Source organism: Parabacteroides sp. KHUB-01 (assembly GCF_056640935.1).
Window position 1 is genome coordinate 2,450,811 of the sequence record NZ_CM153256.1, and the last position, 24,173, is coordinate 2,474,983.

General features: G+C 36.1%; 18 protein-coding genes and 1 tRNA gene. 13 read left to right on the plus strand and 6 right to left on the minus strand.

The window, feature by feature from the left end:
• Nucleotides 1–38 precede the first annotated feature (38 nt).
• The gene (gene rnr, locus ACYIAR_RS10525; protein ID WP_480329527.1) at nucleotides 39–2,216 is read left to right on the plus strand and encodes a ribonuclease R; all 2,178 of its coding nucleotides are present in this window, start codon (nucleotides 39–41) and stop codon (nucleotides 2,214–2,216) included.
• Nucleotides 2,217–2,237: 21 nt separating this feature from the next.
• The gene (sppA, locus tag ACYIAR_RS10530; RefSeq protein WP_480329528.1) at nucleotides 2,238–4,010 is read left to right on the plus strand and encodes a signal peptide peptidase SppA; all 1,773 of its coding nucleotides are present in this window, start codon (nucleotides 2,238–2,240) and stop codon (nucleotides 4,008–4,010) included.
• Here sppA and ACYIAR_RS10535 read toward each other — a convergent pair whose 3' ends face one another.
• The 3 genes from ACYIAR_RS10535 to ACYIAR_RS10545 form a co-directional block, all read right to left on the minus strand.
• Nucleotides 4,011–4,592: a Crp/Fnr family transcriptional regulator gene (locus ACYIAR_RS10535; RefSeq protein ID WP_480329529.1), complete on the minus strand. Its 582-nt coding sequence runs from the start codon at nucleotides 4,590–4,592 to the stop codon at nucleotides 4,011–4,013.
• 454 nt (nucleotides 4,593–5,046) lie between these two features.
• Nucleotides 5,047–6,153, minus strand: coding sequence for a PspC domain-containing protein (locus tag ACYIAR_RS10540; protein ID WP_480329530.1), 1,107 nt, complete (start codon nucleotides 6,151–6,153; stop codon nucleotides 5,047–5,049).
• Between the two features lie 13 nt (nucleotides 6,154–6,166).
• On the minus strand, nucleotides 6,167–6,493 hold the full coding sequence (locus ACYIAR_RS10545) for a PadR family transcriptional regulator (RefSeq protein ID WP_480329531.1): 327 nt from the start codon (nucleotides 6,491–6,493) through the stop codon (nucleotides 6,167–6,169).
• A 213-nt stretch (nucleotides 6,494–6,706) separates the two neighbouring features.
• Between ACYIAR_RS10545 and ACYIAR_RS10550 the strand changes: the two genes are divergently transcribed.
• The 7 genes from ACYIAR_RS10550 (at nucleotide 6,707) to ACYIAR_RS10580 (ending at nucleotide 15,321) form a co-directional block, all read left to right on the plus strand.
• The gene (locus ACYIAR_RS10550; protein WP_480329532.1) at nucleotides 6,707–8,518 is read left to right on the plus strand and encodes an AMP-dependent synthetase/ligase; all 1,812 of its coding nucleotides are present in this window, start codon (nucleotides 6,707–6,709) and stop codon (nucleotides 8,516–8,518) included.
• 247 nt (nucleotides 8,519–8,765) lie between these two features.
• The gene (locus ACYIAR_RS10555) at nucleotides 8,766–10,091 is read left to right on the plus strand and encodes a TolC family protein (protein WP_480329533.1); all 1,326 of its coding nucleotides are present in this window, start codon (nucleotides 8,766–8,768) and stop codon (nucleotides 10,089–10,091) included.
• Between the two features lie 99 nt (nucleotides 10,092–10,190).
• On the plus strand, nucleotides 10,191–11,417 hold the full coding sequence (locus ACYIAR_RS10560) for an efflux RND transporter periplasmic adaptor subunit (protein ID WP_480329534.1): 1,227 nt from the start codon (nucleotides 10,191–10,193) through the stop codon (nucleotides 11,415–11,417).
• Nucleotides 11,418–11,428: 11 nt separating this feature from the next.
• Nucleotides 11,429–12,169, plus strand: a complete 741-nt coding sequence (locus tag ACYIAR_RS10565; protein ID WP_480329535.1) for an ABC transporter ATP-binding protein — start codon at nucleotides 11,429–11,431, stop codon at nucleotides 12,167–12,169.
• Between the two features lie 13 nt (nucleotides 12,170–12,182).
• Nucleotides 12,183–13,403, plus strand: coding sequence for an ABC transporter permease (locus ACYIAR_RS10570; RefSeq protein WP_480329536.1), 1,221 nt, complete (start codon nucleotides 12,183–12,185; stop codon nucleotides 13,401–13,403).
• A 35-nt stretch (nucleotides 13,404–13,438) separates the two neighbouring features.
• Nucleotides 13,439–14,509 carry a sensor histidine kinase gene (locus ACYIAR_RS10575; RefSeq protein ID WP_480329537.1) on the plus strand — a complete coding sequence of 357 codons (1,071 nt, stop codon included), beginning with the start codon at nucleotides 13,439–13,441 and terminating at the stop codon, nucleotides 14,507–14,509.
• Nucleotides 14,510–14,574: 65 nt separating this feature from the next.
• Nucleotides 14,575–15,321: a LytR/AlgR family response regulator transcription factor gene (locus tag ACYIAR_RS10580; RefSeq protein WP_480329538.1), complete on the plus strand. Its 747-nt coding sequence runs from the start codon at nucleotides 14,575–14,577 to the stop codon at nucleotides 15,319–15,321.
• 125 nt (nucleotides 15,322–15,446) lie between these two features.
• Here ACYIAR_RS10580 and dacB read toward each other — a convergent pair whose 3' ends face one another.
• Nucleotides 15,447–16,907: a D-alanyl-D-alanine carboxypeptidase/D-alanyl-D-alanine endopeptidase gene (dacB, locus tag ACYIAR_RS10585; protein ID WP_480329539.1), complete on the minus strand. Its 1,461-nt coding sequence runs from the start codon at nucleotides 16,905–16,907 to the stop codon at nucleotides 15,447–15,449.
• 124 nt (nucleotides 16,908–17,031) lie between these two features.
• Here dacB and ACYIAR_RS10590 point away from each other — a divergent pair, with 124 nt between their 5' ends.
• From ACYIAR_RS10590 to ACYIAR_RS10600, 3 genes are all read left to right on the plus strand, one after another.
• Entirely contained in the window at nucleotides 17,032–18,192 is a 1,161-nt protein-coding gene (locus tag ACYIAR_RS10590; RefSeq protein WP_480329540.1) for an AI-2E family transporter, read from the plus strand.
• Nucleotides 18,193–18,259: 67 nt separating this feature from the next.
• Nucleotides 18,260–18,335: transfer RNA gene (locus tag ACYIAR_RS10595), tRNA-Lys, on the plus strand.
• A gap of 198 nt (nucleotides 18,336–18,533) precedes the next feature.
• A complete protein-coding gene (locus ACYIAR_RS10600) occupies nucleotides 18,534–19,733 on the plus strand; it encodes a 6-bladed beta-propeller (protein ID WP_480329541.1) in 1,200 nt (399 codons plus the stop codon).
• Between the two features lie 148 nt (nucleotides 19,734–19,881).
• On the opposite strand, the gene ACYIAR_RS10605 is transcribed toward ACYIAR_RS10600, so the two are convergent.
• Both ACYIAR_RS10605 and ACYIAR_RS10610 read right to left on the minus strand, forming a co-directional pair.
• Entirely contained in the window at nucleotides 19,882–20,718 is an 837-nt protein-coding gene (locus tag ACYIAR_RS10605; RefSeq protein WP_480329542.1) for a patatin-like phospholipase family protein, read from the minus strand.
• Between the two features lie 8 nt (nucleotides 20,719–20,726).
• Complete coding sequence (locus ACYIAR_RS10610; RefSeq protein ID WP_480329543.1) at nucleotides 20,727–21,608, minus strand: helix-turn-helix domain-containing protein; 882 nt, start codon at nucleotides 21,606–21,608, stop codon at nucleotides 20,727–20,729.
• Between the two features lie 338 nt (nucleotides 21,609–21,946).
• Between ACYIAR_RS10610 and ACYIAR_RS10615 the strand changes: the two genes are divergently transcribed.
• A complete protein-coding gene (locus ACYIAR_RS10615; protein WP_480329544.1) occupies nucleotides 21,947–23,296 on the plus strand; it encodes a threonine/serine exporter family protein in 1,350 nt (449 codons plus the stop codon).
• The last annotated feature ends 877 nt before the right edge of the window (nucleotides 23,297–24,173 follow it).

A 24,173-nucleotide genomic window follows, 5' to 3' on the forward strand; every position in this document is an offset into this window, starting at 1 on the left:
GTATTAATTGTTTCCGCTATTAATAAATTTCTAGTACGATGACAAAGAAAAACAAAGGGAAAAAAGATAAAAAGGAGAAGAAAGAGAAGAAAAACTCTTCGAAAAGAATGAAAAAAGACGTAATGATAAATCGCATTGTGTCTTTATTCCAGTCATCTCCTAAAGAACCATTCAATTATAAGCAGGTAAGTAAACTTATCGGTGTAGAGAATCATGTTCAGAAACTCCAGGTCGCTGATTTGCTTTATGATTTGTCTGATTCTGGTTTTATTGTTGAAATAGACCGTGGCAGATATCGCATGAATTCGCTTGGAAATGTAGCTGAAGGTACTTTCGTGAGACGTAGTAACGGTAAAAATTCATTTATTCCGGATAATGGTGAAGCTCCTGTATTTGTAGCAGAACGTAATTCCGGTCATGCAATGGATGGAGATAGAGTGAAAGTTCAGATTTTTGCTAAAAGGAAAGGTGCTGAACCGGAAGGAGAAGTAATCGAAGTGCTGGAAAGTAAAGAGCGTGTGTTTGTGGGTAAATTACAAGTTGCTAAAGGTTTTGCCTTTCTTATTACTGAAAACAAAACTTTGGCAAATGATATTTTTATCCCGAAAGACAAACTTAATGGCGGAAAAAACGGAGACAAAGCTATTGTCCGTATAATGGAATGGCCCGAAGGTGCAAAGAATCCTTTAGGTGAGGTTGTTGATGTTCTGGGAAAAGCTGGTCAGAATAATGCTGAGATGCACGCAATATTGGCAGAATTCGGTTTGCCTTATAAGTATCCGGAAAATGTAGAAAAAGCAGCCGACAGAATTTCTGATGTAATTACTGAGGAAGAAATCGCAAAACGCGAAGATTTTCGTAAAGTTCTTACTTTTACAATTGACCCGAGAGATGCAAAGGACTTTGACGATGCCTTGTCTTTCCGTATTCTTGATAACGGAAATATCGAAGTTGGTGTTCATATTGCCGATGTAACATATTATGTTCATCCTGAAAGTGTAATAGATAGAGAAGCTTTCAGTCGTGCAACTTCAGTGTATCTTGTGGACAGAACTATTCCTATGTTGCCGGAAAGGCTTTGCAATCAGATTTGCTCACTTCGTCCGGATGAAGAGAAACTTTGTTTTTCTGCAATATTTGAAATGAATGAAAAGGCAGAAGTTCTGAAATCACGTATATGCAGGACTGTGATAAAGAGTGACCGTCGTTTTACATATGAAGAAGCTCAGCAGGTAATTGAGACTGGTGAAGGCGACTGCAAAGAAGCTATATTGTGTCTTGATAAACTTGCAAAACAGCTTCGCGAGAAACGATTCGCTAACGGTGCTATAAACTTTGACCGTTATGAAGTCAAATTCGAAATAGACGAGAATGGCAAGCCTACGAGCGTATATTTCAAGGTGTCAAAAGATGCAAACAAGCTGATAGAAGAATTTATGCTTCTTGCAAACAGAACTGTTGCCGAGTTCGTTGGCCGTCCTCCGAAAGGAAAGACAAAGAAAACATTTGTTTATCGTATACATGAATTGCCGGATCCGGAAAAGATGCAGAATTTTTCATCGTTTATTCGTCGTTTTGGATATAATCTTAAAACAGAGGGTACAAAGAGTGACGTTTCAAAAGGTATAAATAATCTTTTGGATAATGTTCAGGGAAAGCCGGAAGAGAATCTTATCGAAACTGTTGCTATCAGAGCAATGCAAAAGGCTCGTTATTCCACAGATAATATTGGTCACTATGGTTTGGCTTTCGATTATTATGCTCATTTCACATCACCAATCCGCCGTTATCCTGATATGATGGTTCATCGTCTGTTAGAAAAATATCTTGCAGGTGGACGAAGTGTGGTGAAGAAAAAATATGAAGACATGTGTGACCATTGTTCGTCAATGGAGCAGGTGGCAGCAAATGCTGAACGAGCTTCAATAAAATATAAACAGGTTGAGTTTATGAGTGATAAGCTCGGTCGTGTTTACGACGGTGTGATTTCTGGAGTTACAGAGTGGGGCTTGTATGTCGAACTTAATGAAAACAAATGTGAAGGTCTTATCCCAATGCGAGATTTGGATGATGACTTCTATGAGTTTGATGAAAAGAACTATTGTCTGATAGGAAGACGTAAAAAACGTCAGTATCGTTTGGGTGACCCAATAACAATCAAGGTTGCTCAAGCAAATCTTGAGAGAAAACAGCTGGATTTCCAACTTGTTGAATAAATATTTATAAACTCAAATTATATGAAACAATTCTTTAAGACTATGTTGGCTTCCACAGTCGGAGTCTTCATTGCTATGGGAATCATTATTTTCATAATGATTTCTGTATTTGCTGGTATGTTAGTATCAAGTTCGAGCAGCACTGCTTATACTCCTAAACCGAACACGGTTCTTAAACTGGATTTGCGTGGAGTTCTTGCCGAACAGGTTCAGGAAAATCCTTTCTCATCAATTTTGGGAGAAGATGTAGAAAAACTTTCGGTTGCAGATATTGTTAAAGCAATCCGAAAAGCAAAAGATTGTCCTGAGATTGTTGGTATTTATATGAATGCAAGTTCGTTGTCTGGTGGTTTTGCTTCAATGGAAACAATAAGACGTGAGCTTGAAAGCTTCAAGGAAAGTGATAAGTTTATTGTTGCATATTCAGATGCCTATACTCAAGGAACATATTATTTGTCAAGTGTGGCAGATTCAATCTTCCTTAATCCTCAAGGTTCTGTAGCATTGACAGGTTTGTCTTCTCAAGGAGTATTCTTTACTGGTTTGGCCGAAAAACTTGGGGTTAAATACGAGATTTTCAAAGTCGGTACATTCAAAAGTGCTGTTGAACCATATATGTTGAAGGAATTCAGTGATGCAAACCGTGAGCAGCTTACATCTTTCCTAAATGATATTTGGTATCATATACTTGAAAATGTTTCAAAATCTCGTTCTGTAGATATTGAGACTTTGAACAAATATCTGAATGAAGGTTTGGCTATGGGTGAAGCTGAAAATGCTTTGCAATATAAGCTTGCTGATGCTTTGTCATATCGTCATGATGCAGAAAACTCTGTAAAGCGTTTGGCTGGTCAGGATGTTGATGGAAAACTTAAGTCGGCTTCTGTTAAAAATATGCTGAATATTGTTGAAATGCCGGAAACGAATGAGGATAAGGTTGCAATCCTATACGCAGAAGGTTCAATTATGCCTGAATCTGCACAAAGCACTATGAGTGGTGAAGCTCTTATCACTGAAAAAATGGTTGATGAGATATACAAGTTAAAGGGTGATAAAAGTGTGAAAGCTGTGGTTTTCCGTGTAAATTCTCCTGGTGGAAGTGCGTATATTTCTGAACAGATATGGAAAGCTGTTGTAGATTTGAAGGCTGAAAAGCCTATTGTGGTTTCAATGGGTGATTATGCAGCTTCAGGCGGTTATTACATTTCTTGTGCAGCTAATAAAATAGTTGCAGAACCGACAACTCTTACTGGTTCAATTGGCGTGTTCGGAACTTTCCCAGTTTTGGCAGGAACTATGGATAAAATAGGAGTTACTACAGATGTAGTAAAGACTAACAATTTTGCCGATATGGGAAATATGCTTCGTCCTATGCGTGATGATGAGCGTGTCCTTATACAGCGCAGCATTGAGCGTACTTATGATTTGTTCCTTACTCGTTGTGCCGACGGAAGAGGAAAATCAAAAGACGCTATTGATGAGATTGGTCAAGGTCGTGTATGGACTGGAGCTCAGGCTTTGGAAAGAGGTCTTGTAGACAGACTTGGTGGCGTTGATGTCGCAATTGAAGAGGCTGCTGCTCTGGCAGGAATAACAAAATATAATATTTTTACGGCTAATAAACCTAAAGACTTGATTACAGAACTTATGGAAAGTATGAAAAGCGATGCGGAAATGTCGTTTAGCAGATATTTTATGTCTTCAGAAGAATTAAATATCATGAACGCTATTCGTGAAGCTAAAGCTGTAAAAGGCATCCAGGCAAGAATGCCTTTCACTTATCAAGGCTTGTAATCATTTTGACTTACGTGCTATGTTGCTCCGCAATCTGCTTAAAGATTGCGGAGTAATTTTTAAGTATGAAGCTATATATTTTAAAGGAACATGTTGGAATAGTTCCGGTCGTTCATTAAGTAGAGTTAAATATCGTTCTTTCGCACGAAAATCTCCTCCTGTCAGAATTTCCTGATCAATGTATAAAAATTGACGTTCAAACAATTTCCTTCCAATGTTTGCATTCTCTATTGACTGATAAAAATAATCCTCTAAATCGGTTTTGCTTATTTTGTACAAAATGCTGTTGCTTAGAGCTTCGACATATATAAGAGAATTTTCGTTAGCAACATAACCCCAAGTTGACATAACGGCTTCGCCTTCGATAGCGAACCAAAGAGTAGTATCTACTCCATCCTGATAATAATAACCTCTCCAGCAACCTTCTGCTATTAGAAAAAAATCAGTATTCTTTTCGCCTGGTCTTACCAGAATTTCTCCTTTCTGAAAATGTACTTTTTCCATTCTCCGGACTAATTCAATACCGCTCTTTAAAGGAACGTTATAATAGTTGCAGAATTTTGTCAGAAATTTATCAGTCATAATTTCAGAAGTTTGGTATTTTAATTATAGGTGCAAATTTAGCCTAAAAAAATCTCTTTACCTTTTATCCTTTCATCGTGAAATTACTATTGGAGATAACAAAAATATTATTCGGATGAAAAAAATCTGGGGTCGGACTAAATTTTCCGTAGGTTCGCTCCTATTTCAGCGTGGGACAATATATATTTTGACGTAGGTTCGGACCTATTCAGATAATTATATTGTGGAATTATAGTATTTTAAAATGTGTATTTTTTTATCAATTCCGAATTTTTCTGAATGTATAACAATATAATGTTGGTTACGATAGTGATTTATAAATAAAGAATTGTATCTTTGTTGCGATTCAAGTAAATTGAAATTTAAAATATTCATTAGTGGTTTTTACTCATAAAAGTTTGTTAACCTTTTAAAAGAAAAGGTCCCTCTGTGACAGAGCGACCTTTTTGTTTTTTTACGGCAGATAGAAATAATTCCCCGATCCAGTGTTATGCCACATCCAGAAAGGTCCGTCGTTAGTCCATATCAATTGTCCCATTTGTTGTATGTAGATGAAGAACAATGCAGTGCAAATCAACCACAGAACTAATAGAACCCATTTCGCTCCTGTTGGCATAGGTTTCCATTTAAACAGATATACACCTATAATATAAATAAGTGATATCACCGGAATTCCAATCATCAGCATAGTTCCGATAGAATATAATACTGCAGCTCCTGTTGTAATATCTCCATTAAGTAAGTCTATACCGAAAGGTGATATGTGGTAGAGAAAACTTGTACCACCGATAAGAAGAGAGAAGAACACAATGAATAGAACTAACAGGATTATACACAGAACAGGTAACAGTATGATTCCGGCAGCAACAGCAAATATCTTTAGTACAACTCCAATTACTTGGACGAAAATATCTGCTATTTTCTGTAATCCGCTTCTCCCTTCTCCGGATTTCGCATAATTGTTTATGTGGTCACTGACTTTCTCGAATCCGTCGGTAACTGTTTTCCCTATGTTTTCAATGGTGATTTTTTCACCACGCATCTGTAATCTTTCAGTAGCAGTGTGTGCTATAGGCATAATAATCCAAAGAACCAGATATATAGGAATTATGTAGCCGAAGAAAATCATTGCAAAGAATATAATTCTCAAAGCAGTTGGGTCCCAACCGAAATATGCAGCAATACCACCGCAAACGCCTCCGATAATTTTATTGTCCGGATCGCGCATAAGTCTTTTTTTGTAGTTCGAGCTTTCATGTTGGGCTTGAGTATGGCTTTCTGAATTATTGCACTCTTCTTCTTCGAATATTTCTTCAGGTTTTCCCATACGTTTGATAACATCCTCAACCTGTTCAATAGTGATAACTTCGTATCCCAAACGTATTCTTTCATTAAATAATTCCGCGAATCTCATTTCGAAATCGTTCATTATTTCTTCAGAACCTTCTTCTTTTTGGAAATGTATTCTCAGATTCGACAAATATTTGTCTAACAGCTGATACGCATCTTCATCTATGTGGAAAACACTGCCGCCTAAGTTGGCTGTAACTGTTTTTTTCATTGTATGATAGTTTTTAGTTGTTTTTAATATGGTTTATGGTATCGTTGATTTCCTGCCAGGCAGATTCAAGTTCACCTAAAAATACTTCTCCATCGGATGTCAGTTCATAATACTTCCTTGGAGGACCTTGAGTTGATTCTATCCATTGATAGCTTAACAAACCACCGTTTTTCAAACGGGTGAGGAGTGGATATAGCGTACCTTCAACTACTATGAGCTTGGCTTCCTGCAGTTTTTGTATTATATCTGAAGTGTAGGCAGGCTCTTTTCGAAGTAGAAGGAGAATGCAATATTCCAATGTCCCTTTTCGCATTTGTGATTTAACATTTTCCGCATTCATATCTACTGGTGTTTTTATTCTGTAGCAAATATATGTAATACTTGTGTACTATGTTATACATACTACCTTAAATTATCTTTATTTAACATATAAATTGCATAAAGCTCTGGAAAATTGCACAAAAAGCCCGATTGTGTGTAAAAATAATCTTATCAGTCCCTTTTGTTTGTTTTAAAATTGTACTTTTGCAGAAAATTAAAAATTTTAATTATTATGGTTTATCACCACTTTGCCGAGATGATTCATCGTCAGGCAGAAAAATATGGAAATCGTGCGGCATTGAAATATCGTGATGCGGTTTCTGGAAATTGGTTGAAAATATCTTGGAATGATTTTTCAGAAAAAGTCAGATTAACAGCTGAAGCTTTAGCTGAATTTGGAGTTGAGGTGCAGGAAAATATTGGAGTATATTCTCAGAATATGCCGCAGTGTTTGTATGCTTATTTTGGTATTTACGGTAACCGTGCGGTTGATGTGCCAATGTATGCAACAAGCTCTCCATCACAAATTGCTTTTATAGTTGAAGATGCACAGATACATACATTGTTTGTAGGTGAGCAGCTTCAGTATAATAATGCATTTATTGTTCAGCGTCAGTTGCCGAACATATTAAAGCGCTTGGTTATTTTTGATTCTTCAGTAAAACTGAATCCTGAAGATAAGACTTCTGTTTATTTTGACGACTTTATCCGTTTGGGAGACAATGCACATGCAGAAAGTACAGTGAAAATACGTACTAATCAGGCTTTACCGACTGATACTGCAACAATAATATATACTTCCGGAACTACAGGACAGCCAAAGGGTGTTATTCTTACTCATGCAAATTATCTTGAAGCTATGCGTACGCATGAAATAAGAATCCCTCAAATTACAGATAAGGATACTTCAATGTGCTTCTTGCCTTTAACCCATATTTTTGAGAGAGGTTGGACTTGTGTCTGTCTTACAAGAGGTGCTTTGGTGGCTATAAATCATGACCCGAAAATGATTCAAAAGACATTACCGGAAGTCAGACCGACAGCTATGAGTAATGTTCCCCGTTTTTGGGAAAAAGTATATATAGGAGTACAGGAAAAGATAGAGAAATCTTCTCCTTTCATGCAGAAAGTATTCAGAAATGCTATAGCTGTAGGCCGTGAATATAACCTGGATTATAAGAGAAAAGGATTGAAAGCTCCGGCTGCATTGAGCGCTAAGTTCCATTTTTATGATAAAACTGTTTTTTCTTTGTTGAAAAAGGTACTTGGAATACAGCGTGGCAGATTTTTCCCTGTTGCAGGTGCTCCTCTTTCAGAACATGTTGCTGAGTTTTTGCTTTCAGTTAATATACCTATTAAGTACGGTTACGGACTTAGTGAAACAACAGCTACTGTTTGTTTCTGGCCTGAAGAAAATTATGAGGTTTCTTCCATTGGTAAGATTATGCCGGATTTGGAGGTGAAAATTGATCCGGATAATAATGAAATTCTTGTCAAGGGAAAAACTGTAATGGCTGGATATTATAAACGTCCTGAAGAGAACAAAAAGAGCTTTACTGAAGATGGATTTTTCCGTACTGGTGATGCTGGTCGCCTTGAAAATGGTAATTTATATTTTACTGAGAGAATAAAGGATTTGTATAAGACTTCGAACGGAAAATATATTGCACCTCAAGCTATAGAGCTGAGCATTTCAAGTGATGTGTATATTGAGCAGGTAGCAGTAATTGGTGATGAACGTAAATTCGTAAGTGCCCTTATAGTTCCTAACATAGCTTTACTTAAGGAATATGCTGCCGAACAGAATATATCTTATGAAAGTGATGAAGAATTACTTTCAAACAACTTGATATATAAGAAAATTGAATCACGAATAGAGGAAAGGCAGAAGCATTTGGCAGGATTTGAAAAAATAAAGCGTTTTACACTTCTATCTAAACCATTCTCAATGGAAGGAGGAGAGTTGACAGATACTCTTAAAATACGTAGACGAGTTGTTTTGCAGAAATATGCAAAAGAAATAGAAGCGATGTATGCAGAGTGACATTCTAAACAAACAGTTTAAGTTTAATATGATTATATAATTAAACTATAGGTAATATGCATAAGGCGTAAAGTCAATTTTGACTTTGCGCCTTATGCATATTACCTATATTATTATGATGTGTTTTATACACGTTTTATGTCTTTATTTATAAGTTTTGTCGATGAAATAACCCCATTGGACGAGTTTGTTTGTAACCCGTATTTGCCCAGATTAATTTTGCTTTCGAAAAGAAGATAATATGGAGATGAAACAAATAGGGTTCGTTTTGTTGGTAGTATGGTTAAGTTTATTCAACTCGAAGCAGGTGAAGGCTCAGGAGCAACCAGATGTTTGGACCTTGCGTTCTTGTTTGGATTATGCATTGCAGAATAACATCCAAATAAAGAAAAGTAAAGTGGCGCATGAATCAGGTTTGGAAGATACGGAGCAGGCAAGAGCACAATTGTTCCCGAGTCTTTCCGCTTCAGTTACACAGGGATATGTAAATTATCCTTCATCAGAAGCTGCAACCAACAATAGTTATAGCGGAAATTATTCCGTAAGTGCAAACTGGACATTGTTTGATGCAGGTAAGCGCTATCAGGCATTGAAGCAACAACGTATCCAGAATGAGGTAGATGAATTATCTATCGAACAGAGCGAGAATGATATACAGATTGCTATTGTTCAGACATATCTGCAAGTTATGTATGCGATGGAATCTGTAAGGATTAATGAGAATACTGTTGAGGTTTCGAAAGCGCAACGCGATCGAGCTATTGAGATGTTGAAAGTTGGGTCTATTTCGGCAGTTGACTTGGCACAATTGGAAAGTCAGTATAGTACTGACAAATACCAGCTGGTAGTTGCTCAAACGAATTTGGACAATTATCGCTTGCAATTGAAGCAGCTGCTCGAGCTTGATATCACAGATGAGATGAAGTTCTCCATGCCGGAGATTAGTGATGATGAGGTAACGGTTCCTTTACCAGAAAAGACTGTGATATATTCTACTTCTTTGGCTGTTATGCCGGAGGTGAAAAGTGGCGAGTTGGCTGTCGAAATTGCTGAACTTGAGAAAAAGAAGGCTAAAGCTGGATTTTTCCCTACAATATCATTGAATGCCGGAATAGGAACAGGGCATCTTTCAGGTACTGACTATACTTATGGAAGTCAGATATGGAACAAATTCAATGAAAGCATTGGTTTGACATTAAGTATACCAATTTTTTCAAACAGAGAACATAAAACTGCTTATAATAAAGCTAAACTTGCTGTAACAACCAGTACGCTTAATTTACTGGATACACAAAAAGAACTGTTGAAAACGGTAGAAAGTATTTATCTTGATGCGACTTCTTCGCAAAATCAGTTCCTTTCTGCCAAAGAGAAACTTTCATATTTGCAGCAAAGTTATGATTTGATAGAACAACAGTTTTATTTAGGTTTGAAAAATACTTTGGAATTGTTGACTGAGAAGAATAATCTTCTTAATGCACAGCAGGAAGTATTGCAAACGAAATACATGGCTATTATGAGTATGGAGCTTCTGAATATTTATCAGAAGAAGCCTGTAAAGGTCTCCATATAACCACTAATGATATTCACTCCACTCTCTTTTGAATTACTCCGCAACCTTCGGGTTGCGGAGTTTTATAAAAACAGATAAAAATAATAACTATAAATATTTATGAATAAGAAGAAAGCTCTTATTGGTGCCGCCATTGTGATTGTTGTGGCAGGTGCTTATTTCTTGTTCGCTGGAAAAAAAACAAGAAATACTGTGAGTCTGGAAACTGCAAAAGTTACCAGAACTTCAATTTCAAATGTTGTTACGGCAACCGGAACGGTTGAACCTGTTACGGAAGTTGAAGTAGGTACACAGGTATCAGGCATAATAGACAAACTATATGCCGATTATAATGATGTGGTTAAAGCAGGTCAACTGATCGCCGAAATGGATAAGGTCAATCTTCAGGCCGAGTTGAATTCTGCCAGTGCTCAGTTAGCTAGTAGCAAGACTGAATATGAATACCAACAGAAAAATTATGCCAGAAGTAAGGTGCTGTATGAGAAAAAGTTGATAAGCGATTACGATTACGAAACGGCTACATATAATTACGAAAAGGCAAAAGCAGCTTATGATCAAAGTCAGGCTGCAATGGTGAAAGTTCGTCGAAACTTGGAATATGCAACCATAACAAGTCCTATTGATGGTGTTATTATCAGCAAAGCGGTTGAAGAGGGACAGACTGTTGCAGCAGGATTTGAAACTCCTACATTGTTTACTATTGCTGCCGATCTTACAAAAATGCAGGTTATAGCTGATGTTGATGAGGCTGATATAGGAGGAGTAAAAGAAGGCCAGCGAGTTACATTTACTGTTGATGCATATCCTGAAGATGTATTTGAAGGAACAGTTTCTCAGGTGCGTCTTGGTGAAAGCTCTGATAGTTCAACTTCAGCTTCGTCTTCAAGTTCAACATCTACGGTTGTAACTTATGAGGTAGTAATTACAGCGGAAAATCCGGATTTGAAGTTGAAACCACGTTTGACAGCTAATGTAACAATATATACTATGGAACGTCAGAATGTATTGACTGTGCCGAACAAGTCTTTACGTTTTGTCCCGGATATGCAGCTGTTACAGGAAATAGGTTTGGTTGCAGACAATTCTAGTTTGTCAGATTCTGCAGGAAAAAGAATGGTATGGGTAAAACAAAATAATGTTCTAAAACCTCAGATTGTTGAAGTCGGAACAAGTGACAGTAATGTATCTGAAATAAAAGAAGGATTAGCAGAAGGAGATGAAGTTGCTGTTGAAATATCTTCTGTAATGCCTATGGTTCAGGAAGCCCAGTCTGAACGAAGTCCGTTTATGCCTGGCCCTCCGGGAGGAAATAAGAAAGGAAAATAAGTGGAGAATTTATGAAAGAGATAATAAAACTTGACAATATTCGCAGAGACTTTATTGTAGGAGACGAAGTTGTTCATGCATTGCGAGGTGTTTCTTTTACTATATATGAAGGTGAGTTCGTGACTATAATGGGAACTTCAGGCTCTGGTAAAAGTACTTTGCTGAATACGCTTGGTTGTCTGGATACACCAACTAGTGGTGAATATTATCTCGATGGTGTATCTGTCCGGACAATGGGAAAAAGAGCGAGAGCAACATTGCGGAACCGGAAGATTGGCTTTGTTTTTCAGAATTATAATCTTTTACCAAAAACGACTGCTATCGAGAATGTAGAATTACCATTGATGTATAATCCGTCTTTCAGTGCAGTTGAACGTAGGGAGAAAGCCATTGCGGCTTTGATTGCAGTTGGACTAGGGGATCGTCTTAATCATAAGAGTAATCAGATGTCTGGTGGTCAGATGCAGCGCGTTGCTATCGCAAGAGCATTAGTAAATGATCCTGCAGTGATTCTTGCCGATGAAGCAACAGGAAACCTTGATACAAGAACAAGTTTTGAGATTCTTGTGTTGTTCCAGAAACTTCATGCTGAAGGCAGAACAATAATATTTGTAACTCACAATCCTGAGATTGCACAATATAGCAGCCGTAACATTATGTTGCGTGACGGACATATTACTTCCGACGTTAAGAATGATAATATATTAAGTGCGGCTGAGGCTTTGGCTGCTTTGCCTAAGAGCGATGATTAAATAAGAAAAGGAAATGAATACGATAAATCTATTGAAAATAGCAATACGAGCTTTGGCAAACAATAAGCTAAGAGGCTTTCTAACTATGCTTGGTATCATCATTGGTGTAGCTTCAGTTATCACCATGCTTGCTATCGGACAAGGTTCGAAAAAGAGTATTCAGGCAGAAATCAGCGAGATGGGTTCTAATATGATTATGATTCATCCAGGAGGAGATATGGTGGGTGGTGTTCGTCAGGATGCTTCCAGCATGGAGACTTTGAAACTTAAGGATTATGAAGATATAATAAATGAAACTCGTTATGTCGCTGCTGTATCCGCTTCAGTAAATAGTAGTGGACAAGCTATTTATGGTTCAAACAATGCTCCGACAACAGTATATGGTATATCTCCGGATTATATGGAAATCAGGAGATATAAAGTTGAAGAAGGAGAAATGTTTACAGAAAAAGATGTAACAACAGCTGCTAAGGTTTGTGTTATAGGAAAAACAATTGTTGACAATCTTTTTACAAATGGAGAGAATCCTGTAGGAAAGATTATCCGTTTTCAGAAAATACCTTTTCGCGTTATTGGTGTCTTGGAAAGCAAAGGTTATAACACAATGGGTATGGACCAGGATGATTTGATACTTGCTCCATATACTACTGTGCAGAAACGTCTTCTTGCAATTACTCATTTACAGGAAATAGTATGTTCAGCTTTACAAGAACAATATACCGAACAAGCCATGGATGAAATTTCAGAAATACTTCGCCGCAATCACAAACTTAAACAAGGAGATGATGATGATTTTACAATTCGTAGTCAGCAAGAGCTAAGCAATATGTTGACAAATACGACTGATATGTTGACTGTTTTGCTTGCGGCTGTGGCGGGTATTTCTCTTTTAGTCGGAGGTATTGGTATTATGAATATAATGTATGTTTCTGTAACCGAACGAACTCGTGAAATAGGCTTGAGAATGAGTATTGGCGCAAAAGGTATTGATATTCTTGCCCAATTCCTTATTGAGTCAATCCTTATAAGTGTTACAGGTGGTTTGATAGGTGTTCTTTTGGGAGTAGGTTCAGCTTTATTGGTAAATCAGGTGGCACATTTCCCGATTTATATACAACCGTGGAGCGTTATTCTGTCATTTGCTGTATGTACTGTTACCGGTGTTTTCTTCGGATGGTATCCGGCAAAGAAAGCTGCAGATTTAGACCCTATAGAAGCCATACGTTATGAATAATCTTATTAAATTAGCACGATAAAAAGAAACATTTTATGGTAACGGAACAGAATACATATACAGGTTCAAGTAAAAATGTGAAGCGAATAGGTGGTATCATACATATTGTAGCTTGGGGAATATTGTTTGGCTTGCCTTTTTTCTTCACAGGAAGAGAAAATGAATCAGTGACTATTGAGAGTTATACTCGATTTGTTCTTGTTCCATTATCATTTATGTTTGTTTTTTATGTGAATTATTTTGTGCTTGTTCAGCGTTACTTGTTTTCAAAGCAGACTCTAAGCTTTTTCCTTGCCAATGTCATTCTGATTGCTTTTACGATGATACTGGTTCATTTTATTATGCAGATTATACCAGATTCTTTACAAGAATGCCGACCTCATAGGGAATCTCAGTTAAGGAATATTATTGGTTTTTTCTTTGGCAATATAATGCTTTATATTTTAGTGTCTGCTCTAAGTGTGGCAATCCGAATGACGGACAGATGGTATAAAACTGAAGCAGTAAGAAAAGAATTGGAAAGGAGCCGTTCCGAAGCGGAACTTCAGAATCTGAAAAGTCAGCTTAATCCTCATTTCTTGTTTAATACATTAAATAATATATATAGTCTGATTGTTTTCAGTCCTGAACGGGCTCAGGATGCTGTTCATGATTTGAGCAGGTTGTTGCGTTATGTTCTTTATGAAAGTTCTCACCCCAAAGTCCCTTTGGAAAAAGAGCTTGATTTTATTAATAATTATGTAGAACTGATGCGAATCCGTCTTCCAGAACATGTAAGACTTTCTACAGATATTGATCGAGAATCTTCAACAGGTGTTTTTATTGCTCCTTTATTATTTATTTCTCTTATTGAGAATGCATTCAAACATGGAGTTAGTAATAATAAGCCTTCATTTATTGATATGTCGATAAGAGTTGATGGAGGAAAACTTATTTGTAGAATAGAAAACAGTTCTTTTCCAAAAGAAAGTAAAGATAAAAGTGGTTCCGGAATAGGGCTTGTAAACTTGAAGAAAAGATTGGAACTTCTTTATCCCGGAAATTATTCTTTTACATCAGAACAGAGAGGAGAGAATTATTTTAGTGAGTTAATCTTGTCTATTTAAAAAAGTTGATGTGTTGAGAATGTTATTTATCTCAACTCAAAAACTCAAAAACTTAAAAATGCAATATGATTTTAACTTGTGCAATTATTGACGATGAGCCTTTAGCCGTTAGTTTGCTTGAAAGCTATGTGAAAAAAACACCATACCTTTCTTTGAAGGGTAAATATAACAGTGCTCTTAATGCTCTTTCAGAGTTAAATGAGAATCCTGTAGACCTTTTGTTTCTTGACATTCAGATGCCGGAGCTTAATGGTATGGAATTCTCAAAGATTATAACACCTGAAACAAGAATTATTTTTACAACGGCATTTGAACAATATGCTCTTGATAGCTATAAAGTAAATGCATTGGATTATCTGTTGAAACCAATCAGTTATTCAGATTTTCTTAAGTCTGCGCAAAAAGCTTTACAATGGTATGAATTGGTTCGCCGTCCGTCATCAGATGGCCAGTCATCCTCTGCAAAAGATGAAGTTGACAGCATATTTATAAAAACGGAATATAAATTGGTCCAGGTTGATTTGCGAAAAGTCCTATATATAGAAGGCTTGAAAGATTATGTAAAAATATATATTGAAGACGAACCGCATCCATTGCTATCTTTGATGAGTATGAAGGCAATGGAAGATTTATTGCCTGCAAGCCGTTTTGTCCGTGTTCATCGTTCGTTTATTGTACAGCCGGAAAAGATAAAAGTGATAGAACGTAACCGTATTGTGTTCGGTAAGGAATATATACCTATTTCGGATAATTATAAACAGAAGTTCTACGATTTCCTTTCGCAGCGTTCTATATTTTTAGCCAAGCAATAAAGATTATAATTTATCAGTCAAAATATGGTTCGGGTGTATTCCAGCATGGGCTCGATCTCAGTTCAATTTGGGTTCGGTCCCATGCTGAGTTAGGTCCGGATATATTGGGGCTTATTTCCTTAATATTAAAAAATATTATTCAGGAGGTTTCCCATTTGCTTGGTCATTTCGCTACTCTTACCTTTATATTGATTTATAAGGAAAACAACAGAATATGTTTTTTCTCCTTTATCTATATAGCCGGCATAGCCTTTTACACCACTCATACTTCCGCTTTTTAGTTTTGCTTTGCCTTGGAGTTCCGTTCCTTTCATGAAATTACGGACTGAGCCGCTTATACCGGCAGCAGGTAATGATTCAACGAAAATTTTTCCGTATTTTTCGTCTTTATACATTATTGTCAGTAATTTCCCCAAAAATGCTGTTGTTATCTTGTCTGTTGGAGCTAGACCGCTTCCGTCGTACATTACAAGTTCAGAAACATCCAGGCTTTTACTTTTCCAGTATTCTTTTATTATGTTTATACCTTTATTGAATGAAGAAATAACTTCTCCTTTTTGAGCTTTATAGGAAAGACCGACAGTCTTGATTATAGCATCTGCGTAAAGATTATGGCTGGCATGGTTGGTTACTCGGACTATTTCTGCCAAAGTAGGAGAATAGGTACTTATTATTTCTGTTTTTTTGTTGCTGCTCCATTTTCCTTGTTCTTTCAGAATTCTATAGCACGAAGCAGCTTTGTCTGTAGATATTCCGTTCTTCTTAAGCTCTCTTTCCAGATCTTGTGCAATGAAAAGAGCCGGATCTGGAATATCTCCTTTCAATGTTATTGATTCTTTGTTTGCCGGAACTACACCATATAAATATCTTTCTTTACTGAAAGGAGTACCTAAAATATATGTACTGTCACTTCTGACTTGTGCTGATTTCAGGTAATTATGAAATGTAGTTACAGCTTTTTCAGGATTACAGCTGATTATTTTAGGCTTTGAACCGGGATTTCCTGAACGCAACTGCAATTTGTACATATTGTCGAAAACAGACAAGCCATAGCTTCCAGCTCCGTAATAACTTCCCATGTCTTCATAAACCCATTTCAATGATAAACCTTCAGAATCAAAGATACTTTCGTCGGCAATAACTGCTCCGGTTATATTTCTTATCCCTAATTGTTTGATTGCGCTTATCCATTCATTTATAAATTCTTTTGACTCCGGGGCAAAATGAGAAGAGCCTAAAGTCGGATCTCCGCTACCTTTTATATAAATATTACCATGCAGAACACCTTCTTTAATTGTGCCGTCGTAACTTATGGTTGTCTTGTATCTGAAGTCACTGCCAAGAATGTCTAATGCTCCGGCAGTAGTTACCAACTTCATTAATGAAGCCGGAGTAAGCATAATTTCATTATTAAGTTCACAAATTGTTTTATCCGAGTTAATATCATGGATATAACACGAAAAAATCGCTCCTTCAGCAAATGGTTTATCATTGAATGTCTTTATAGGACTAAGATTTTGGGCATTTACAATTGCAAGATTGTAATATATAAATAATAGGTATAAAAATTTCTTTATTGTCATCATACTTTGTATATCTTTGTAATAAACAAAGATAGTGAAAGGCGAGAGGAGAGCAAAATAAAAAACTTGTTTTTGATTTTGCTATTCCGAGCCGAATCTTATTTTATTTAAAGATAATGAAAATATAATGGATTCCATGTTCGACAGACCGTTTACGTTTGACCGTGTTGTGCGCATAATGTTCAGCTTGGCCATAATAGCTGGTATAATTTATTTGATAGCTGTTTTAAAAAATGCATTACTGCCATTTTTGATAGCCTGGCTTATGGCATATATGATGCAGCCGTTTGTGAAGTTCTTCCAATATAAACTTAAGTTGAAGAATCGTATATTGTCAATAGTTGCAGTGCTTTTCTCTTGCCTCCTTATTGCATCACTTTTAGTGGTGATGGTAATTCCTTCAATTATTCAGGAAGCAGACAAAACTTTGGTTTTGTTGACTTCTCATCAACCGGGAGATAGTCATATACCGTTTATTCCTAAGTCATGGATAGATTATCTTGAACAGAATTGGGATATAGTCCAGTTGATGGATTTGGTTAGTAAAGAAAATATTATCAATGCCTTCAAGCAGATAGCTCCCAAAATGTGGTATATACTATCCAACACTTTTTCAGTGTTGTTTAGTGTTACCATTGTATTTGTAATATTCCTCTACTTTATATTTATATTGATAGACTACGAACGTATAGCCAGAGGTTGGATGCGTCTTATCCCTGTTCGTTACAGACCTTTTGTGTCAGGTTTGGCTTTTGATGTTGAACAGAGTATGAACCGTTATTTCCGAGGTCAGTCTTTGATAGCTTTATGTGTAGGAGTTTTATTGGCAATAGGGTTTAAAATAATAAATTTCCCTTTAGCTGTCACTCTTGGGCTATTTATTGGTTTTCTTAATCTTATACCATATTTGCAGACTATCGGTATTATACCTATGGTTTTGCTTAGTTTACTTAAATCTGCTGAGACTGGTGAAAACTTCTGGATTATATTTGGCTTATCTTTGTTAGTTTTAGGAATTGTCCAGACAATACAGGATTTATATCTTACTCCGAAGATAATGGGAAAGGCAATGGGGCTTAATCCTGCAATAATATTATTGTCTTTGTCTATTTGGGGAACGTTGTTAGGGTTTATAGGTTTGATTGTTGCTTTGCCATTGACAACACTTTGTTTGTCTTATTATAAAAGGTTTATTTTGTCCGAAAATATTGATGTACAGATGGAAACTGATGAGGATAAAATACCCTTACAAGAAAAAAATGAAGTTTTTTCGAAAAAAAATGGCTGAAACTATTGCAGATTCAAAAATAGTTCTTACCTTTGCAGCCGTAATCGAAAAACGATAACATAATGATGATTCGCTAGCTCAGCAGGTAGAGCACAACACTTTTAATGTTGGGGTCCTGGGTTCGAGCCCCAGGCGGATCACCAAAAGAAAAGCCGTTGATAACGTTAAGTTGTCAACGGCTTTCTTTTTTTCTCAATTTAAAAGCCAATAATATTCTATTTATTTACGAAAAAAATGTAATGTAATAATTGCTATATATCTACTAAACTTTAGTATCTTTACGCTATATCCTATAATAATAAAGAAATATCCAATTATTAACTTTAAATCCAGTAAATATTATGCGTACTATTTTTCAACTAAGCATTCTCTTTCTGGCTGTATTAATGGCTGGTTGTGGAGAAAACAGTAATGACAATACCCAGTGGATAGAAAAATGCAGTATAGTTGCCAATCGGACGGTAGTGAACGGCGATACGGTAATAACGTGTGATATGTCTGCAGTTAAAGAGTCCGTTCGCATACCGTTCAGCATGTTCTTCGAGCCTTTGGAAGTCGTTAAGCTGGACAATAGCAATGAAGACGCATTGGTGAGTGAAGCCCACATGATAACCGTGGCAGACAATTATTTGGGAATAAACGTTGCTCACTATCCATATAAACTATTTACCCGCCAGGGAAAGTTTATATGCCGTGTAGGAAATATCGGACAAGGTCCAGGCGAATATGATCTGATTTATGATAGCCAGATTGATGAAGCCAACAACCGTATTTACATATTGCCATGGACTACGAAACAAATACTGTCTTATGACTTAAAGGGGAATTATCTTGGAAGCATCCCGCTGCCTTACATGGTTAGAAAAGGAAAGATAAAGGTGGACTATGACAAACAACAGGTGGCAGTGCTCCAACTTGCTTTTATGGGTGAGCCGGTGGCTTGGGTGCAGGACATGGAAGGGAATATCCTATTAGAAAACAAATCCCCGCAGATGGACATGGCACCGGATTATAGCAACGAGATTAGCTTGTTCCAGACAGGTGGTTCCGGTCTGGTATTCTCAATACACCATTATATGCCGACTGCGGATTCATTATATACTTACTGCACGGACAACAACAGACTTATCCCGCTATTTACAACGGATTTTGGCAGCGAAATACCAAGTCATACTTTTAAAGGTTGCGGCAATTACTATCTCACGGACATCTACGGTCCCAACACCGACCCTAAGACCATGCATCTGTACACCGCCATGGAGGTAAGGCGGATTATTGTTGACAAGCAGACACTGCGAGGTGCATATTATAAAATGGAAAACCGTGCGCTTGGCGGAATAGCTTTGGAAAGCAAGCGTTGGTTTTTGAATGAATACGGCTATACGGTATGCTGGGATCCGGGCGACCTGCTTGACCTCATAGAAGAGCGGTTGGAAGACCCGAAGATACCTATTGCAGACCGTGAGTTTTTGAACGTCTGGAAGTCAAAGATTTCGCCGGATGATAACGGTTATGTGATATTGGGGAAGAAGAAAGAATAAATACATTTTCTGTAGTGTTAAACAATATTTTTCTGTTTTTTCTTATGTTTAAATTTTAGAATCAAATAAAAACAGGAAGACTTACTTATTAAGTAAAGTCTTCCTGTAAGGATTGTATTTTGCAGATATAGTGTAGCCCGTTTATATATTATATAGTATTATCAAGATATTTTTTCTTGAAATAATCTTTTCCGCTTTCTAATAAAAAATGGTTTTCGTTATTCCAGGCTTTTTCTAAAGCATTATTCATTTCGTTATATCCGATTTGATATATTTCTTTAGCTCTCTTAAGTTCGAATGTTTTATATTTTAGTACGGAATCAATTTCTAATATCCAGTCGCATAGTTTTTCATCTTCAACTACATTTGCTTTAAATACATATTGAAAAGATTTGGCAGCTACATATAGCATGTTTTCTTTATGTTCGTCTATCAGATGAGGATTCACATTTATAGCCATTACTCTTTGACATAAACCTTTTATTGGACTTACAGGCAGGTTCTTGAATAATCCTCCATCAACATATCTTACACCATTTATTTTTACTGGTTCAAATATTACCGGAAGAGTGCATGATGCCATAATTATGGGGACAAGCTCTCCTGATGTGAAGTCCACAAACTTTCCGTTGTCAAAATCTGAAGCAATAACATGTAATGGAATTTTTAAGTCTTCAAAATACTTTACTGGTAGAATCTGTTTGAGAAATTTTGCGAATCCGTCGTATTTTAGAAATGCTTTGTTTGGCAATGTGAATTTGAGAAAATCTGTTACCTCATGTTTTATGAAATGTTCTAACATTTCTTCAGGTGAAATACCAGCTGCATATAATGCACCAACTACCGCTCCTGCACTTGTTCCTGATATTACATTAGGATAAATACCTCTTTCTTCCATTGCTTTAATAGCTCCAATATGTGCAAAACCTTTCGCTCCGCCACCACTAAGTGCCAGACCAAGATTATATTTCGTATTAGTTGCCATGTTGTCTGTTATGAGTTTTTATAACGTTTAGGTGATATTCCTGTCAATCGCTTGAAATATTTACCGAAAAAAGAAGGCGAAGGGAAATTTAATTTGTATGCAATTTCCTGAATTGTATATTGAGTATGTTTTATCATTGTTTTAGCTTCCAGAATGACATATTCATTTATCCATTCTACAGCCGTTTTACCGCTATATTCTTTAACAAGTTTGGAAAGGTAATTTGTTGTTATTCCTATTTTTTCTGCATAATAGGATAAATTGCGTTCAGTTGAATGGTGTTGCGCAAGAAGTTCCATAAAACTTTCAAATATTTCTTCATTCCTTTCTTTTGCAAGAGGATGTTGTTCTATATTCAGTTGTATTTTAGATGTTATACAATTAAGCTTACAGAATAAAGAATGAATTATACCTTCGAGAATTATTTCTTTATTTCCGTCTTTGCTTAGAATTATATCTTCAAGCAGAAGATAATATTTTTCAAGAGTCCTTATATCGGTATAATCTAATGATACAAATGGGATTCTTTTTGCAAATAGGTATAATTTCATCAGATCTTTCATTTTAATATTTACTTTTTTGAAAAATTCTGATGAAATAATAATTGGATATATCTTCAGATTATTCATATTATTTATCTGAATGATATTTTCAGGAATATTGAAAGCCAGAATGCCTGGTCTCAATTTATATTTTTGAAGATTGATTTGTATATCAGCCTCTCCATTTACGCAAAACAGCAAGACAAATGCGTCCAGACGTCTTGGACTGTCAAAGAGATTATTCTTTATTTCGATATTTCCAGTCAGTATTATTCCATCATCTAATGCATTAATATCTAGAGATGTATCTTTTAGTTGGCTGAAAGATATTTTTTCAATTGTATTCATGATTCAGACTAATTTTTGCCAAAAATAGCCATATGAAGGATTCAAATCAATATACCTGTTTCTCAATTCTTTAAATGGAACATTTTATTCCTTTGTAAGACCTTAATTATTCACGATAATGAAATTTATTAAGCTAGACTCGGGGATTAATCAACTATATGCTTTATTTCAATATGGATTTATTGAATTGTCATATCAGATGATTTTTTGTAATTTTGCGGCTCATTTACAGACCGAACCTTCTTTGTTCGGTTAATCTATCCTTGCTTAATCTTAAAAATGCCATTGGAAATATACTGTGTGTTTGATTTGAATTTATAATTGTATATATACAAAATATGGCGAGCGAAAACTTTACAGAGAAAGAAGTCTTGTTGTTGCGACGTAAATTGGATCTTTTACTTCGTACGGGAAAATTGTTGATGGAAAGTGCGGCTGATACTAACCGTATCGACCGTAATATGAAACGTGTGGCTGCTTTTATGGGGATTCCCGAAGAGAAGTTGCATATTGATATTCGTTGGACCATGATAATGGTCAACGTAAGTGACGAGAAGCATTCTTTCTCAAAATTCCAGAAATGTGAAAAGCATGGAGTTAATATGACAACCATTTCACTTGTCAGTGACCTTTCCTGGAAAGCAATCGAACAGGATTATTCACTTGACCAGTATGAAGAGGAGCTTGAGCAGATAGCCAAGAAACCAAGAAATTATACTCCTTATTTTGTTGCGGTTTGTGCCGGCTTTGCGTGTGGTGGTTTCTGTAAGCTTTTTGGTTGTGATTGGATTGCTTTTTTCTTGGCGTCCATATGTGCATTTGTAGGTTTTAGAATTCGTGCCCGTTGCATTGATTTTGGCATAAATCATTATATGAGTATGGCTATTGCTGCATTTGTAGCAACATGTCTTGCATATGCGTCTTCTTTTTCTGGATGGTCTTCTACTCCATATCATCCATTGTTGGCTTGTGCTTTGTTTATTGTGCCAGGAGTTCCTCTTATCAATTTTGTTGATGATATGATTAATAATTTTCTTTTGGTTGGAATAACTCGAGCAGCCAATACCGCAATGATGGTTGGTGCTATGACATTTGGTATAACTTTTGCTCTTAGAGTTCTGGTGATGAATGATATCAAGATTGACCAGAAGTTTTCGGAACTAAGTATGGTTCCTCACGATCCTTATTATGTTTATGCAATAGCTGCAGCAATAGCTGCAATGGGTTTTTCCACAATATTCAATATTCCCCGTCGTTTGTTGTGGGTTGTAGCCTTAGGAGGAGTTATTGCTGTGTGTACTCGAAATTTCGTGAACTTTGAGCTTGGCTTTGGTCCTGTAATCGGTTCATTTATGGGAAGTTTCGTGGTGAGTTTGATTGCAGTGAAAGCTGTACATTGGTTTCATGTGCCAAATCACGTATTGACAATACCTTCTGTAATTCCTATGATTCCTGGAGTTCTGATGTATAGATCCGTTTTGGCTTTTATCAATATGCATGGTGTAGTAGGTGAGGTTACAAATGCCTTTTCCAATGGTATAAATTCAGCACTTATTATCTTGTGTATATCTTTAGGTGTTGCAGTTCCTAATATCTTTGCTCGTCGATATATTGCAAAAGACAGACAAATGCATTTGCAGGAAATATTGGAAAAACGTCGCCAGAGAGGTAAATTTATAGAATGGTAAAGCCTATTTACTGAAAAGTAAAAGCACATTATATATTTAGGATTGAAAGATAAACTTTTATCCTTGATATATAATGTGCTTTTTGCATTTTATATTTTGTCTAATATATGGTTGTATCTGAATTTGCTTCTTACTTATCAATTCAGGTATATGCGTTCCATTAATTATCTTGTGTTACCCAAAAGTTTAAGATGTTAATCTGGATTTATAATGAATATATGATAGATTTATGCTTATTATATAGTGATAAGATAGTATTCAGAATATCGATTCACCTAGGTGGGTTAATCAACTCACCTAGGTGAGCCAATCAATCCACCTAGGTTAGCCGATTAACTCACCTAGGTGAGTCAATAAATTTAATATGATGAATAGGGGTTATTATAATTATGAATCGTAGAATTTATTATGAAGAAGTTCATAAATGATTTTGTAATGTTTTTCTCCATCATCTTGTAATCTCGTTCCCTCGTCAACTTATCTTCTAAAAAAAACTTCCCTTTCTATTCCTCTGATACTCAGCTAAACTTAAAAATAATTCAAAAATTCTTCCCAAAATATTTTGCAGATTCAAAAATCCGTTCTACTTTTGCACCCGCAATCGAGAGAGATGCGGTAGTCAACATGATGAAGAGGTAAAGGAAAGTAATTCTGTCAGAGATAGGTGAGGTTGGTAAATCCAAGCGAAAATCCGAAAGCTGAAGAAAAAATAAAAAAAACTTCCGAAAAAATTTGGAAGATTAAAATAAAAGTTCTTACCTTTGCAACCGCAATCAAAAATAACGATAGCGACTAAGTTCTTTGAAAATATTACATATATCAACAAGTAGTACAAGTATTTTGAGAATAAATACCGTCAATACTTGATAAATCGAGA